This is a genomic window from Peribacillus sp. CSMR9 (genome assembly GCF_033141925.1).
Classification (GTDB): domain Bacteria; phylum Bacillota; class Bacilli; order Bacillales; family DSM-1321; genus Peribacillus; species Peribacillus simplex_A.
Genome location: NZ_JAOPHO010000030.1, coordinates 1 through 15,601, shown reverse-complemented (window position 1 = coordinate 15,601; position 15,601 = coordinate 1). Strand labels below are relative to the sequence as shown.

Genomic DNA, 15,601 nt, shown 5'->3' with positions numbered 1-15,601 from the left:
TATAGTGCCCATGTCTTTCCTCCCCAATTACACCTGAATTATTTCTTATCTTTTTGTTACATTATTCATGGCCATGCCAAATAACCCTCCAAACCCTTTTGGCATGGCTTATCTCTGTTTTACAAAACCGTTAATTAGGCTATATGGAAATCTCTTGCCTACTTAATAAAGCATAAACTCAATGAACCTCCCCAAAATTTAATCGAACCACTTCACGTTTAAAATGTTTGTCCCTTTTCGCCAATAAAAAAAATTCCCCTACAGGTAGATTATTAAATGTACTTAATAATCTACCTGTAGGGGATAAAAAAGGGATATCATTTAAATGAAATTGATATTGTCCGTATTGATTCAATCATCTCCAACAGTTACCTCGGCTCAATCAACTGGCATCATTCAAATTTTGTTTATTTGGCGGTAAGGAACCTTGTCATTTCAAGGCTGCTAAATTCTTAACAAAGAAAGTTGAATTATTAAAGAAGTCTTATGTTTATTTTGCATTCCTGTGTTCATCAAAATCAATCTGGCATTCCTCTAGCGGAATTACTTTTGTTTTCTTAATTAACTTATACCCAAGCCACAATACCAGAAAAAATGGGATGCCAATATAGGTAGCAACCACACTTGCCCAATTAATGGTATCTCCAAGAAAGGCTTGATAGTTTTGCGCCATTAAAACGAAAAAACAAAGGGCAAAGGAAAATATCGGTCCAAAAGGAAACCATTTTGATAGATAGGGAAGATCGTCCAGTGAATACCCTTGAGCAATGTATGCTTTTCTAAACCGGTAATGGCTCGCCGCTATACCTAGCCAGAATATAAATCCAGTGACCCCAACTGCATTCATCAGCCAAATATAGATAACTCCATCACCGAATATGGAAGCAAAAAATGCAAGCATCCCAACAAATGAGGTCACAATCAGTCCCCAAATGGGAACGCCGCGCTTGTTGAGCTTCCCAAAAATCCGCGGTGCCAGCCCTTCATTTGCCATTGAGTACAACATTCGGCTTGTCACGTAAAGACTTGAATTACCAGCAGATAATACAGCCGTTAAGATGATAGCATTCATAACGGAAGCAGCAAATGCCAGTCCCACTTTTTCAAACACCATCGTAAACGGGCTAACCATGATCGTGTGTCCCTGCAGGCTGCCATTCGTATAAGGAACGATCAGTCCAATAACAAGTATCGCTAGGATGTAAAAAAGGAAGATCCTCCAAAAGATGCTACGAACTGCACGAGGTACATTTTTTGCCGGGTCTTCACTTTCACCGGCTGCCACACCGACTATTTCTGTCCCTTGAAAAGAGAAACCAGCAGCAATGAAAATACCCAATGTTGCCAAAAAGCCACCGGCAAACGGAGCGTCACCAACTGTGAAGTTTTTAAAACCAATCGCCTCTCCGTTCATGATCCCGAATATCATCAATACTCCGACAACGATAAAAATGATGATGGTCGCCACTTTAATGAGCGAAAACCAATATTCCCCTTCTCCATATCCTTTAACTGATACGTAATTCAATAAGAATATCAAAACTAAAAACAAAGAACTCCATAAGAATGACGGGCTGTGAGGAAACCAAAACTTCATAACCATCGTTGCGGCAGATAGTTCCGCCGCAAGCGTCATCGCCCAGGTGAACCAATAGTTCCAACCAAGTGCAAACCCTAGTGCCGGATCGATGAAACGCGTAGCATAGGTACTGAAGGCTCCGCTGATTGGCATAAATGATGCAAGTTCTCCGAGACTTGTCATAATAAAATAAACCATGATACCGATAACGGTATAAGCTACCAAAGCCCCGCCAGGTCCTGCAGAGTGAATCGCCGGCCCGCTGCCGAGAAAAAGCCCTGTTCCAATTGCACCGCCCAACGAAATCATCGTAAGGTGGCGCGCTTTTAGCTTTCTTTGTAAAGTATTTGACGGCTGGTTTTGCTCATTTTTATCAAACGGCTGCAATTGCCTATTTTCCAAATTGGGTTCCCCTCCAAAAATGCATATTTAATCTAGCACGAATAAGTAAAGTGGATCATTCTCAATAGTTACTTTTTGCAATTTTTACTTTTTCAAAGTCATTTTTTCTTATGCTAAGACCTTTTTTGGAATTCAGGGATCTAAGTAGCATTTCCGCAACTATGTTAGGCTTAAAAACTCAAGTCAAAGGGCTTATATGCCTAACGTTTTTTAAAAGAATCACCGAATTTTTAAAGATTCGGTGATTTAGCATCATCATATTATGTTGTAGGTAAACTCCTATTAATAAATGAATTCCAATCGATTTGATGTAACCAGCTTGCCGTTGCTTCAATATCTTTTGAAAAGATACGGTCTTGCGTAATGCTTGGAATGAGCTTTCTTGCTTCCGTATAGAACTCTTTTGTAAACGGAGCCATCTTTTCTATTCCACGGTATTCCACCGCTTGCAGGGCACAAATGAGCTCAATCGCCAAAACGCGGCGAACGTTTTGAATGATTTGATGTGCGTGTCGGGATCCAATCGTTCCCATGCTTACATGATCTTCCTGGTTCGCTGAAGATGGAATGGAATCCACGCTTGCAGGATGTGCAAGTGTTTTATTTTCAGAGACGAGTGAAGCTGCACAATATTGCATGATCATCGCTCCAGACTGCAAGCCAGGTGACGGACTTAAGAATGGCGGTAAGTCATTCAGCTGAGGATTGACGAGTCTCTCAATGCGGCGCTCTGAAATATTCGCAAGCTCGGCAACAGCGATTTTCATGAAGTCCATCGCAAATGCTATCGGCTGGCCATGGAAGTTCCCCCCTGAAATAACCTTTTCCCCATCGTCAAAAATAAGCGGATTATCCGTCGCAGCATTCATTTCGATCTCCAATTTTTCTTTTACATAATCAAGAGTTTGCCATGAAGCACCATGCACTTGCGGAATGCAGCGAAGCGAATAAGCATCCTGTACCCGCAGTTCTCCTTGCTTGGTGATGAGCTGGCTGCCGTTGATCATGCGGCTAATCCTTTCCGCGACCTCTGTTTGCTGGCGGTAACCGCGTGCTAGATGAACATCCCGATCAAAGGCATCTTCAATACCGCGTAATCCTTCTAAAGTCAGTGAAGCAATCGCTTCAGTTTGATGGGCCAGCTGTTCGGCTTCAATGTAATTGACGAGCCCCATCCCCGTCATGGCCTGTGTTCCGTTAATTAATGCAAGACCTTCTTTTGCTTTAAGTGTCACCGGAAGAATGCCTTCTTTCGATAAAGCTACGATGGCCTCCATTCGCTCTCCTTTATAAAACACTTCCCCTTCTCCCATCAATACTAGCGCCAAATGGGAAAGAGGCGCCAAGTCCCCACTTGCTCCAAGAGAACCTTGCTGAGGGATGACCGGATGGATATGAGCATTCAAAAGATCGATCAGACGTTCAATGACAACAGGACGGACGCCTGAAAACCCTTTCAATAGTGCATTGGCACGGAGAAGGACCATAGCTCTCGAAACCACCTCAGGAAACGGTTCCCCGACTCCGCATGCATGAGAATGAATCAAATTCCACTGTAGCTGCTCTGCGTCCTCTGCATCAATCAAAACATCGCTGAACTTCCCGAATCCTGTTGTAATACCGTAGACGACTTTCTTTTGTTTCACGATATTCTCAACCGCTTCCCGGCTTTTTTCCACTTTCTTAACACTCTCGGCTGAAGCAGAGACAAATGCTTCCCCATATAATACTTTTTTCGCTTCTTCAATCGTTAAAGTTTGGCCCGTTAACATAATCATTTCCTGCACCCCTATTCTTTTTTTAAACAAACAAAAGGAGGCCATATTGACAGACTTATCCAGTCTTTCAATACAGCCCCCTATTTCACTAAATAACTATAGGCTTTTAATTATTTAAATGTGGTTAATTCCCAAGCCAACGGCTTCATGTTCAAATCCCCGAACCGGTGCTCCAATCGTTCCATACACGGCGACAGCAATCCATTCACCTTCGTCCCCGCTTTTAAACGGCCTGCCCCGAACGATTGCAAACCGAAGGCCCGCAGTCCTCAAAAGACCGCCAAGCTCGACTTGGCCCCGTGTCACGCCTTGGAGTGCTTCGATGATAGCATGATACAGCGCATGCATTTCCCGATACATATCGGGATTGACTAATCCAAGTCTTTTAGCTGATGTCTCAATGGCCGCAACTATTTTCTGCAACTCCATTGAACCGACTTTACCTTTTCCATAAAGCCAATCCATCTGCTTTAGATCATTCGTCAATATGACTTCTTCCTCTTCGTCCGCAAACGCGTACATGATTGCATGGCGCCCGATTCTTTTGTCGAATTCCTTTGTCATGCAGGTACCTCTTTTTATAATTTTCTAAATAGACTAATAACTAAATATTATTGTAAGCGGATACAGTCTGTTCGGTCAACATATTTTTTCATTTGTTTTAACATTTCTTTTTGGGGCTAATGTTCATCATCCCTAATTACCTGCTCATCATATCGAAAATGCTAGCTTTGATAAGCGCTTTTAGGCGGTGGTAGTACAGCATCAAACGGTGGTTCCCCACTTGCCTTTTGAGGACACCAAGAGGATCTTGATGAAGTGAGTACTCCTTATCCTCCCTTCGGTCCGGTACCGTTGACAGGCGCCAATGTGTCGCACTTGGCCACATTTATAAAAACTAAAAATCACAATTCAGAGTGAACGGTGGAAAAAATAAGTCTTGTTACTAACTCACCCGCAGTTGAAGATGACACTTTATTTTTCTAAACATAGAACCATATGTTCTTCGTCATAATAGACACCATTTACTTTTAAAGCTTTTTCCTCAAAGCCAAAAACCTTGAAACCTAAGTTTGCGTAAAGGTTTTTGGCTTTTTGATTACTTGTTACTACAGTCAGATTTATTTTCTCGACATCATCTATTTCTTTCGCTTTATTTATAGCTTCTGTTAATAATGTTTTTCCAACACCCAATCCACTTTTCTTCGAAGTTACATACATAGCGAAAATATTTGCCCTATGTTGCAGTTTTTTGTGCTGTTCCTGAATTAAGGTAACTACACCAATGAGTTCCTCATATTCATCAAATGCCCCAAAGGTAAAATTCCCTTTGGTTTTTAAATTATTAGCAACCTGCTCTATTGGGTTCTCCTTATTTATAGCTTCCTCGTAGCTTGTTGCGAATGCTTCTGGATAGTTTTTTAATCCTTCTATTCTTAATGCCCAATAACTTTCAGCATCAGATGGAGTTAGTAGCCTGACTTTCATTATGTCCCCCCAAAATATTATTTAAGATTTAAGACTGTGTACCACATACATAGTCAACTTGATGACCCTGATATCCCGACTGCCAAATTGACTTCCCTACGAAATATATTGCCTCTTATTCCTTTGTTTCCAATGCATCATAAATGGCAGTTACAACACTTCCATAGCTTCCTGTTTTGAAGAGGTCACCGAAAAACTGATTGGAATTGGCTACAGGGTTAACGAGCGGAGAATGCTTTTTATTTGTAAGTAGAACAATCCCTAAATCTAATTCAGGATCTATGATCGTGACCGTCCCAGTCCATCCAGTATGTCCGTAAGCACTGTCACTCGCATAAGGGCTGAACATCCACTCCATGCTAGCATCGCCATTTCGCCTCCACCCAAGTCCGTAAGTAGGATTCATTTCGGAAGGTGCGACGAATTCATCGATTGTTTCTTGATCAAACAACTTATGTTTACCGTAGCCCCCGCCATTCAGCATCACTTGCAGGAGGACAGCGAGATCGCTTGTAGTCGAGAACAGACCTGCATGACCCGAAATGCCTCCCATCGAATAAAAGGCTTTTTCATCATGAACTTCACCTTGAAGTGTGTATGTGCGAACGTTAGGAAAATCAATCACGCCATCCCGCGTGTTCCCAAGCAATTCAGTTGCAGCAACATCCTTTGGCTTAAAGCCTTTTTGAAGGGGGTTGAACTTTGTATTTTTCAAATTAAGCGGCCTGTACAATTCATTTTCAACATAGGTGTCAAGCTGCTGACCCGTGATTTTTTCAACAATCGCTCCGAGCAGCATATAGTCGACATCACTGTATACATTCTGTGTTCCAGGTACATATGTCAGCGGTGTTTTAGATATGAACTCAATGGTCTTATCCCGTTCCTGTGAAAAAAGGTCTTTCGAAACCTTTGGATTATGGTATTGCGGATCTGGTCTAAAACCCGCTGTATGATGAAGCACATCAATAATCCTCAGAGTATCCTTTCCTTTGATCACATCCGCTTCCATGTCTTTGAATTCAGGAATGTATTGCTGAACTCTTGCATGGATATTCAACTTGCCTTCACTGACTAATTTCTGAATAGCAAAATTAGTTGCATACATTTTCGTGTTTGAAGCAAGGTCAAATAAAGTGTCCTTGTCCATTTTCTGAAACTTCTTAAGTGGCGTATATCCATTAAATTTCTGTTTGTACCCATAGCTTTCATTTTTAACGATCTTACCGTCCTTTATGACAATCAGGGCAGCACCAGGGAAACCGGCAGCCACTTCCATTTCAATCAGCCGATCCACCTTTTCCAGCTTTTCAGATGAAAAGCCCGCTTCTTCTGGTTTTTTTGCTTTCGTTAACACAGGATACTGGCTGGCAGTTTCCTTACTCACAGGAACTTCCTGATTTGCATTTTCTTTAGCAAATGACACGGAAGGTGCAAGTAATGAGAGTGCCAGGATTGAACTTAGTGTGCAGCTTGTCCATATATTCATCCTTTTCCCCCTTTGTAATCGTACTTAGAAAACAAGAAACGAACAACTTTACCCTTTGACTAATGTCGAAAGAAATAAACTGGATTTAATAAGTTTAAGGAATATTTCGATTAATGAGGGAGAATTCTTTACTTCCGTTCTATTACCAGGATTCACATTCCCACAAAACGGTAATTACTTTTCCTTTCCGTTCCGGTACAAGGGTTGCGATTGAATTATTTTATTCTTGAACGTCTTTATTTTGTAATTTTTTTTATCACGTAGTCGTTAATGGTTAAGGATAATACTTACTAACAATTCCCAATTTTCAGTATATATTATTTCAAACATAATTTCAATTTGGTATCTGAATCTTTAAAATTATATTTCAATTATGAGCATAAGCCCAATGTAGGAGGAAAAGCAATAATTGACCAAAATTATCCACATCATTTCTACACTCGGGCCTTCCCATCGATACACGGGCAAATGTCAGAGTTAAATACATCAAGGCTAGTACCAAATATAAAGGGGCTAGAGCTTTGCTTTTAACTTTCTTGCATAAGAAACGTGTAAGAACATCATACTATTTGAGAAATAAAGGAATTTCAAAGAATTCAGCTGCTGATATGAGGCAAGTATAGGGTGATGATAATGTGGAAAACGATTGTTTCCTACCTGCCAGAATGGCAGGTTTTTATACAAGCTTTTATAGTGTTTTTTATTCCGTATTTATTCTCCAAATTGTTAAATCGGCTTCGCAACTCAAAGGATGAGTGATGATAATGAAAGAGTGGATATCAAAGATCAGTAAAAAAGGAAAAGTTACTAATAATGACAAACAAAAAGAATGTACCTCCCAAGATTCAACTGATCATTTTACAGATAATTTTGTATTAAATCTAGAACTAGTTAAGCAAGAAATTGGCCATAATTGGGATGTGCATTTTCGAGAATTTAATATAGGACGTACCGGTATTCGGTCAATTATCATTTTTGTGGATGGACTATCAGATAAAGAACTCATTGATAAAAATATCATGCCATCATTAATGGTTGATTTCTCAGCAGAATACAAACAGGGCCTTCCTTACATCAAAGGAAGCATGTCAAAAGAATTTATAAAAAATGAAGTGTTAACTATCAGTGAAGTAGAAGTGGTCGATTCCATTAAAGAGTTAGCATCAAAAGTATTAACAGGTTCTACCGCTCTTTTAATTGATGGATTGCCTGAACCGCTAATCCTCGGAACAACAAAACCTAAAACAAGGACGATTGAAGAGCCGGTATCAGAGGCATTAGTCAGGGGTCCACGGGTCGGTTTCACTGAATCTTTGAGTGATAATACATCTTTTTTAAGGGGAAGTGGTGAAAACGAAAATTTATCGTTAGTAAAATTCCAAGTAGGAAAGCGTTCGAAAAAAGACTTGGTTGTCGCTTACATAAAAGATATTGTTGATCCCGAATTAGTTCAAGAAGTAGAAAATCGAATTAAGAGAATTAATATTGACAATGTGCCAGAATCAGGTTATGTAGAGCAACTCATCGAAGATAATTACCTAAGTCCTTTTCCGCAGATACAGAATACAGAACGTCCTGATCGCGTAATCGCTGCTTTGTTGGAAGGCCGGGTGGCCATCTTATTGGATGGGACGCCATTTGCTTTGATTGCTCCAGTTACCTTAAGCATGATGTTACAATCACCGGAAGACTATTATGAAAGATGGATTCCTGGCACATTCATGCGTATGCTTCGTTATCTCGCAGCCTTTCTAGCCCTGTTTACACCGTCTATGTATATAGCTTTCATCTCATTTCATTCAGGGTTAATTCCGACCAAACTGGCCATATCTATTATAGGAACGAGAGCAACCGTTCCTTTTCCGGCACTTATCGAAGCATTATTTATGGAAATATCCATCGAAATTTTGAGGGAAGCAGGCCTGCGCTTACCTAAGCCAATTGGTCCTGCAATGGGGATTGTCGGCGGATTAATCATTGGGGAAGCTGCTGTACAGGCAGGAATTGTTAGCCCTGTTTTGGTGATTGTAGTCTCGTTAACTGCCATTTCATCATTTGCTATTCCTCAATATAGTACAGGGTTTACATTTCGGATACTTCGTTTTCCAGCTATGTTGTGTGCTGCCACATTGGGATTATACGGAGTCATTCTCTTTTTTCTTTTCATGGCCAGCCATTTAGTGAAATTAAAAAGCTTTGGCGTGCCTTATTTGAGTCCAGCCGTTCCTTATCGCTTAAGTGAGTGGAAAGACTTGATGGTTCGCATGCCAATTATGATGATGAAAAGCCGGCCAAAGATGATGCATACGAAAAATCCTATGCGTAAAAGATAACATACGGTGAAAGGGTGATTAAAGAATGAATCTCAGTCCGAAAGACCAAATTACAACTCCTCAAGTAGCGGTCATAGTCATCAACTTTATACTTGGTACAGGATTACTCACCCTGCCCAGAGCAGCCACGGAGAAGATACAGACACCAGATGCATGGATAAGCGTTATTTTAGGCGGGGTTATTGCCATAATCGCGGGGGTGATCATCGTCAAATTAAGCCAACAGTTTCCCGAAAAAACCTTTTATCAATACAGCAATGAAATTGTGGGAAAATGGTTAGGCAAATTACTCAGTTTAGCTTTAATATGTTATTTCCTTATTACTTGCGGGTTTCAGCTCCGTTCTATGGCGGAAGTAATAAAGTATTTGCTTCTTGAAGGCACCCCTACATGGGCAATTTCGATGATTTTCATGTGGGTAAGTCTCTATCTGGTCATCGGCGGCCTTAACCCGATTGCCCGTCTTTTTGAAATTATATTACCTTTGACGGTTATCCTTTTTTTGGCCGTTGCCTTCATGAGCATTAAAATATTTGAGATTGATAATCTGCGTCCGGTATTAGGGGAAGGAGTCATCCCTGCACTAAAAGGAGTAAAAACGACGGCTCTAGCTTTTACAGGACCTGAAATCATGTTACTGCTTATTCCGTTTATGAATCAGCCCAAAAAAGCAGTAAAAGCCATACTTGTTGGAATTTTCATTCCATTGATTTTTTACGTGTTAACGGTCGTAATGGTTATCGGAGCATTATCTGTTGAAGGAGTGGTCACAAGAACATGGCCGACACTTGATCTTATACGCAGTTTTGAGATCTCCGGTTTGATCTTTGAACGGTTTGAATCTTTATTGCTTGTGGTATGGATCATGCAAATATTTGCCACATTCACCATCACATACTATGCTGCTGCTTTAGGGTTTGCTCAACTTTCAAAAAAGAACATTCACCCTTTTATGGTTGCCTTGCTTCCGGTTTTATACATCATTTCCATGATTCCAAAAAATATGAATGACATCTTTAAACTTGGAGATTTCGTCGGCAATTACGCATTGTATTTATTTGGTTTACTCCCGCTTCTCCTGCTTATTATTCAAAAAGTAAAGGGAGGAAAATATGAAACAACCACATAGCAAAATACGGCCCCTCTTCATTTCCCTCTCCGTTCTATTGTTCGTATCCCTTACAGGATGTTGGAGCAGTCATGAAATTGAAGAGCAAAGTTTAGGCATAGGTTTGGCATTTGATAAAGGCTTGAAGTCCAAAATTGAGAAAGAGTTAAGCAAAAAAGGAGAGGGTTATACAAAAAAGGACCTGATTACCTCAACCTTTCAAATCATCACTCCACAAGTAGCAAGTTCCAGCACAAAACAATCAGGACCCTCACAAAAATCTTATATTAATATTTCTCAAACTGGGGATTCCGTCCTTCAAATGATTCGTGAATTTTCATTAGAAAGGGAACAGGCATTAACCAGTCACCACATGAAAGTGATTGTTATCAGTGAAAGTCTTGCAAAATCGTATGATTTGGAACAATTACTCGATGAAAATCTTCGTGATAACGATTTTAGACCAAGCTGTGTTGTGCTCATTAGTAAAGGAAGAGCAAAGAGCACACTGGAAACAAAGACTGCAGGAGAAATTCCAGCGTTTCGGCTGGTTGGCATTTTAGATAATACCTTTCGAACATCGAGGATTTTGCCTCCTATGCCGCTTTTTAAATTAGAGAGCAAGCTTCATTCAGAATCCAGTTTTTTGCTACAAAATGTAGACTCAGTTAATGGGGAAGTCAAATTTGCGGGAGCTTCCGTGATCGATGGAAAAACACATAAAATGAAGGGCTTTTTGAATGAGGAAGAACTAGAAGGCGTAACATGGATTACAGGAAAGGGTAAAGGCGGTGTTGTAAAGAGCTTTGATAAGAAGACTGGTCAGCTGATGGTGTATGAAGTAGAGACCATGAAAAGCACTATTAAACCTCGAGTTAAAGGAAACAACATATCTTTTGATGTAAACATTGAATCAGAGGGAAGGCTAGCTGAAAATTGGGTGGTTTCGGGAGATCCCTTTAAAAATGAATTTCTAAAAAAAGCGGAAAAATCAGCGGAAAAAGAAGTGAAACGTTTGGTAAGGAATTCATTAGAAAAAATGCAAAAAGAATATCGAGTGGACGTCGCTGGCTTCGGAAATCGCTTGAGAATCGAGAACCCCAAATTATGGATGAAGGTCAAAAAGGATTGGGACCAAACATTTAGTGAAATCCCCATCAACTACAATGTAAAATTAACAATTAAAGATTATGGAACATCAGGAGGAACAAAAAAGTGAGCCCTCGGATAAACACATTGAATCTTATAGCCTTCATTAAATGAGAAAAATAAACAATTTAAAAACAAGAGGACAAATGCTTGCAAATCATCAGTATTTGTCCTTTTATTTTTTCCCATTTCGGATCCCCCCTTTCTCAAACAAAAAAACCAGAACTTGACGATTTTGGTCGAATTCTGGTTTTCACTAACTTGGTGGTGTTTGGAAATAGGTGTTGTGTTAACCAGTTTTGCATCCAAATGTTCATATGATGCCTAAGCATCCGACCCCCATAGCAAAATGTCACTTTGAAGTTCCTTCGGCTCAACAATCCTAAACTTACTTTCTTTCAATCTATAAAAGTATAGTGAAAGTTATAATAGATATTAAAGTAACCGTTACTAATAAGAACAATAACATAATAGACATTGACCTCTTAGGAGCATCTTTTTTAGCATACTTTAGAGAATAAAATATGCTTAATATAATCATCATTATTAAAAAAATTTGTTGTGTATATGTCATAAATACTCCTTATCTTGATACTACAGTAAAGACTTATACCCAATTAACTAAAAAGTGTTCCACCTTTACCTTCATTATGTGCATCCATTCTCTAACCGAGTCCCCCCATAGGTCCACTTACAACACCTGTAAATACACCCGGTCCAAATCCAAGCATTCCCAATGCAGTTATTGCTCCACCAGCAGCTATATTACGCTGTGCTAAACACTGGCTGCAGTATGAGAATTGTTATACCAGTTTTTATCTCCCCACCAGTATCTTTGAATTTTTCATTTTGAGCTGCTCTTGTTTGAATCGTTTTTTTTTGTTTTTAACTGATCCTCATTAATAACAATTTGATTATGTCTTACTTGTTAATTGTACTTGTAATTTATTAATATTGTATTCTTCCATATATTTTGAGGAATATCTTCATTGATACCTATTGTACCTTAAGAATTGCTTTGTCTTCATCTCTATAGCTTAACTCCGCACCCAATTTACTTACATACCATTCCGAAGTAAGTTCTACATCAGTAACTGGTATATAAGTAATACGTCCCCTTAATAATTTTCCATTCATCAAATTAGTCTCCATTTATTTGATAAATAAAATATTCTCCACTTATATATCTCTGTCCTTTGAAACTCTATTAGGAATAAAGAAAAATCTGCCTTAAAGACAGCTCCGATCATAACCTGTTAGTTTTAAGTGCAATCCTTGGAATTTAATACAACAAAAAGGTTCTAGAACAAAAACGTTTTTTAGTTTAATTTACCTTTTAAATCCACCTTCTAAAATGAATAATCTGACATGTAATTCAATCTGTTTCATCGCTCACTAGAAATTTTATAGTTTTTGCACCATCTCTCGGTTTTCCTAAATCCTTTGACTAAACCAACAAGGATAGCAAATGGCAACTTTGTAAAACCTATGTGAATATTTGTAAAAAATTGTCTAATTATAATATTTAATTACATAGTGAAAGTATAATGAAACTGTAAAAGTGGATGCATCCAATAACTATGTCGGGAGGTTGAAAATATTAAAACAATCTTTAATTGATTAAAAATTGAAAGGAGCATTAACAATAATGAAGCTAAAAAAATTATTTTTATTAGGGTTAATAGCGTCTGTCTTAGTACCGGTACAGCAAGCAGGAGCAACCGCTTCTAATCCGATTGCTGTCCGAGAAGGCAAGTCCTTTGAACAGATTCACGCAGAATTGCTCGACCATAGTGAAGATGCACCACTCATGATCCTGGCTCACCGGGGCCAATGGCGTGAATATCCCGAGAACTCGCTTGCAGCAATCAATGAGGCTATTGAAGATGGCGCCGAAATTGTAGAAATAGATGTCCAGCTAACGGCTGATGGTGTACCTGTATTAATGCACGATACGACCGTTGATCGTACTACCAATGGCAAGGGAAAGGTTTCTGACCTCACACTGGCTCAAATTAAGAATCTTCGCCTTAAGGAAGGTCTCGGAGGTAAGACGGCAGCGCTCACCAAGCACAAAATTCCAACGCTTAAAGAGGTCATGCTTGCAGTAAAGGACCGTGCAATCGTAAACCTGGATAAGGGCTGGGAGATCCGGGATAAAATGTACGAGGTTCTCGTTAAAACCGACACAGTAGATCACGGTCTGTTTAAAGGCAGCCCAAATGTTGAAGAAGCAGCCGAATTCATGGCAAAAGATCCAGAAATCCTATATATGCACATTATCCTTGATGACAGCGCCAACACTGTAGGAACGTTCCCGGGCCGTCAGCCGGTCGGTTATGAAATTGTCTTTGATGATCTTGCAGATCCGCAGATTCAGCCAGAGAAGGTGAAACAAATCAAGAAAAATAGCAGGGTCTTAGTGAATGTAATGTGGTATGGCCTTGCTGCAAAATACACAGATGAGGCTTCACTAAGAGATGTAAATCTTGGATGGAAAGCAGTAACAAAGCTTGGAGTTAATATGATGCAAACTGACAATATTGGAGCTATTGATTACTGGCGTAATGGAGGCAACATGCGAAACTGGAAGTACGATACCGGAAACCGTACAGTTCGGGTTCAAGCTGAGGACCCTCTTGGCGGTGGACAAGGTACCGGATATTTTGATCAGGACGCCAACCGCTGTAATACAGCCGATCAAGATTCAATTGATGTTTGCGAAATCGATGGAGCTATTGCAGTAAGCCATAACATGGATGGAGAGTGGGCGAAATACAAAGTGAATATTAAGAAGTCAGGAACATATAAAATCTCCGGCAGAGTTTCTGCAGCATCTACCCCGGCTGGCACCATCAACTTGGATTGGGCTGGCGAAACAAGCGGGGAGATCGAGCTGAAAAATACAACACACAAACGTGCATTCAAACTTCAGAATTTGGAGTACCGCTACCTAAAAAAAGGTACTCACGTATTTACAGTAAAGGTCACAAGGCCAGGTTCCTACAACCTTGATTATATTCAGTTTGATTTGCAGGATTAACTGTAGCCTGTATACCATTAAGTCTAAGCTTTTTGATAATTTTTAAATACTAGAAGGCAAAATTCATTCGGTTTTTGGAGTTAGGTGTAGCTTTTATAGAAGGGCATGTTTTGAAATAAAGATTGTTCAAAACATGCCCTTCTACTATTTAATTGGATTAGTCATTTTTGTGTTCCTTAATCAACTAACGCTCCTGATAGTTCTATAAGACTCATTGTTGAGTTGACAAGTGAAGGAGGGAGTAGGATGGAGAAGATCATTAGAAAAGATAGAAAAACGCCCCAAAAAAGGCGTTCAGTTTAATCATTTTTATTTATTTTACCGTCGTTCCCCTTATCAATACCAGTAGCGTTATTAACTATTTGTGGAAACAAGTTTAATCCTTGATCCAAGGCATTCATTGAATCGGCTTTTTGGCCAAGATTTTTTGATTTTTCTTGTTTTTTCATTTTTTTCGCCTCCTAAAATTAGGATTCGTAGTAAATCAAAAAATATTCCAAAGTAACTTTCAAATGATTATGTTGCACAGTTCGAATAAACTATGGTACTTGAACTATTCTGCCCCCATAGTTTGAATAAAGAAAAATCTGCCTTAAAGATAGCTCCGTTCCTAAGCTAACGCACCCGTTAGAGTTCATTAAGAAAAGCGATTCTTGAATAATCAACAAATCTTCTATTAACTGATATTGAGAAATAAGAATAGCACAGTTATTTGTATACCTATTTCACATAATTAGATAAGAACACTAAATTATTTTGTTTCTATACATTACCTTATTTACATTATGCCTTACGGTATTATGACCGGCTTTAGTACCTTTACCAATAGCTATAAGCATAACATCTAAATACCTATCAGAAATATTTAAGATTGCTTTTAATTTCTTAGAATCATAGCCTGACATAGTAATTGTTTCAAAACCTGCTTCATTTGCTAACAAAATTAATGACATTGACGCAAGACTTACATCTCTAGTTAATTCTAACTTTAGATCTTCAGTTGATTTATTTTCATAATATTTTATTGCAGCATTCGCTAGATAATCTCTTAGCGATTCATCAAAAAAACCTGCTTGAAAGCCTTCTTCATGTATCTTAAAAATATTATCTTTATCAAATGCTTGATAATCACCCAACATAACAATTAAAGTTGAGGCTTCTACCACTTGATGTTGATTAAAAGCTATAGGTAGCAATAAATTTTTTAAGTCTGGTTCATCAATAATTAAGTA

Annotated in this window: 11 protein-coding genes and 1 pseudogene; 4 read left to right on the top strand and 8 right to left on the bottom strand. The window is 39.1% G+C overall.

The features are described 5' to 3' along the window. Window positions 1–490: 490 nt before the first annotated feature. The 5 genes from N9I19_RS14410 to pbp4b all read right to left on the bottom strand — a co-directional run bounded on the left by N9I19_RS14410 (window position 491) and on the right by pbp4b (window position 6,736). A complete protein-coding gene (locus N9I19_RS14410) occupies window positions 491–1,888 on the bottom strand; it encodes an amino acid permease (RefSeq protein WP_317778190.1) in 1,398 nt (465 codons plus the stop codon). Window positions 1,889–2,241: 353 nt separating this feature from the next. Next, window positions 2,242–3,759: a histidine ammonia-lyase gene (gene hutH, locus N9I19_RS14405; RefSeq protein ID WP_061461238.1), complete on the bottom strand. Its 1,518-nt coding sequence runs from the start codon at window positions 3,757–3,759 to the stop codon at window positions 2,242–2,244. Window positions 3,760–3,873: 114 nt separating this feature from the next. Next, window positions 3,874–4,323 (bottom strand): histidine utilization transcription antiterminator HutP, encoded by a 450-nt coding sequence (gene hutP, locus N9I19_RS14400; RefSeq protein ID WP_317778176.1) that lies wholly within the window; start codon window positions 4,321–4,323, stop codon window positions 3,874–3,876. A gap of 411 nt (window positions 4,324–4,734) precedes the next feature. Further along, on the bottom strand, window positions 4,735–5,247 hold the full coding sequence (locus N9I19_RS14395) for a GNAT family N-acetyltransferase (RefSeq protein WP_317778175.1): 513 nt from the start codon (window positions 5,245–5,247) through the stop codon (window positions 4,735–4,737). Between the two features lie 115 nt (window positions 5,248–5,362). Then, a complete protein-coding gene (gene pbp4b, locus N9I19_RS14390) occupies window positions 5,363–6,736 on the bottom strand; it encodes a penicillin binding protein PBP4B (protein WP_317778174.1) in 1,374 nt (457 codons plus the stop codon). A gap of 764 nt (window positions 6,737–7,500) precedes the next feature. Here pbp4b and N9I19_RS14385 point away from each other — a divergent pair. The 3 genes from N9I19_RS14385 to N9I19_RS14375 are packed head-to-tail and all read left to right on the top strand — an operon-like array spanning window position 7,501 to window position 11,396. Continuing rightward, complete coding sequence (locus N9I19_RS14385) at window positions 7,501–9,069, top strand: spore germination protein (RefSeq protein WP_411730448.1); 1,569 nt, start codon at window positions 7,501–7,503, stop codon at window positions 9,067–9,069. Window positions 9,070–9,094: 25 nt separating this feature from the next. Further along, complete coding sequence (locus tag N9I19_RS14380; protein ID WP_317778172.1) at window positions 9,095–10,198, top strand: spore germination protein; 1,104 nt, start codon at window positions 9,095–9,097, stop codon at window positions 10,196–10,198. Then, complete coding sequence (locus N9I19_RS14375; protein ID WP_317778170.1) at window positions 10,182–11,396, top strand: Ger(x)C family spore germination protein; 1,215 nt, start codon at window positions 10,182–10,184, stop codon at window positions 11,394–11,396. The genes N9I19_RS14380 and N9I19_RS14375 overlap by 17 nt, the downstream gene beginning before the upstream one ends. Window positions 11,397–12,334: 938 nt before the next feature. On the opposite strand, the pseudogene N9I19_RS14370 reads toward N9I19_RS14375, so the two are convergent. After that, a pseudogene (locus N9I19_RS14370) lies at window positions 12,335–12,463 on the bottom strand (VOC family protein); the annotation flags it as partial. A gap of 511 nt (window positions 12,464–12,974) precedes the next feature. Between N9I19_RS14370 and N9I19_RS14365 the strand changes: the two are divergent. Further along, entirely contained in the window at window positions 12,975–14,369 is a 1,395-nt protein-coding gene (locus N9I19_RS14365) for a glycerophosphodiester phosphodiesterase family protein (protein WP_317778169.1), read from the top strand. Between the two features lie 299 nt (window positions 14,370–14,668). Here N9I19_RS14365 and N9I19_RS14360 read toward each other — a convergent pair whose 3' ends face one another. Both N9I19_RS14360 and N9I19_RS14355 read right to left on the bottom strand, forming a co-directional pair. Beyond that, window positions 14,669–14,818 (bottom strand): hypothetical protein, encoded by a 150-nt coding sequence (locus N9I19_RS14360; RefSeq protein ID WP_167555960.1) that lies wholly within the window; start codon window positions 14,816–14,818, stop codon window positions 14,669–14,671. A gap of 297 nt (window positions 14,819–15,115) precedes the next feature. Continuing rightward, window positions 15,116–15,601, bottom strand: a 486-nt coding sequence (locus N9I19_RS14355) for a nitroreductase family protein (RefSeq protein WP_317778168.1), incomplete at its 5' end; no start/stop codon positions are given.

What these genes read in the sequence shown, in the direction of transcription:
- N9I19_RS14410 (WP_317778190.1), bottom strand. Translation starts at nt 1,888, where the DNA reads ATGATTTCGTTGGGCGGTGCAATTGGAACAGGGCTTTTTCTCGGCAGC.
- hutH (WP_061461238.1), bottom strand. Translation starts at nt 3,759, where the DNA reads ATGATTATGTTAACGGGCCAAACTTTAACGATTGAAGAAGCGAAAAAA.
- hutP (WP_317778176.1), bottom strand. Translation starts at nt 4,323, where the DNA reads ATGACAAAGGAATTCGACAAAAGAATCGGGCGCCATGCAATCATGTAC.
- N9I19_RS14395 (WP_317778175.1), bottom strand. Translation starts at nt 5,247, where the DNA reads ATGAAAGTCAGGCTACTAACTCCATCTGATGCTGAAAGTTATTGGGCA.
- pbp4b (WP_317778174.1), bottom strand. Translation starts at nt 6,736, where the DNA reads ATGAATATATGGACAAGCTGCACACTAAGTTCAATCCTGGCACTCTCA.
- N9I19_RS14385 (WP_411730448.1), top strand. Translation starts at nt 7,501, where the DNA reads ATGAAAGAGTGGATATCAAAGATCAGTAAAAAAGGAAAAGTTACTAAT.
- N9I19_RS14380 (WP_317778172.1), top strand. Translation starts at nt 9,095, where the DNA reads ATGAATCTCAGTCCGAAAGACCAAATTACAACTCCTCAAGTAGCGGTC.
- N9I19_RS14375 (WP_317778170.1), top strand. Translation starts at nt 10,182, where the DNA reads ATGAAACAACCACATAGCAAAATACGGCCCCTCTTCATTTCCCTCTCC.
- N9I19_RS14365 (WP_317778169.1), top strand. Translation starts at nt 12,975, where the DNA reads ATGAAGCTAAAAAAATTATTTTTATTAGGGTTAATAGCGTCTGTCTTA.
- N9I19_RS14360 (WP_167555960.1), bottom strand. Translation starts at nt 14,818, where the DNA reads ATGAAAAAACAAGAAAAATCAAAAAATCTTGGCCAAAAAGCCGATTCA.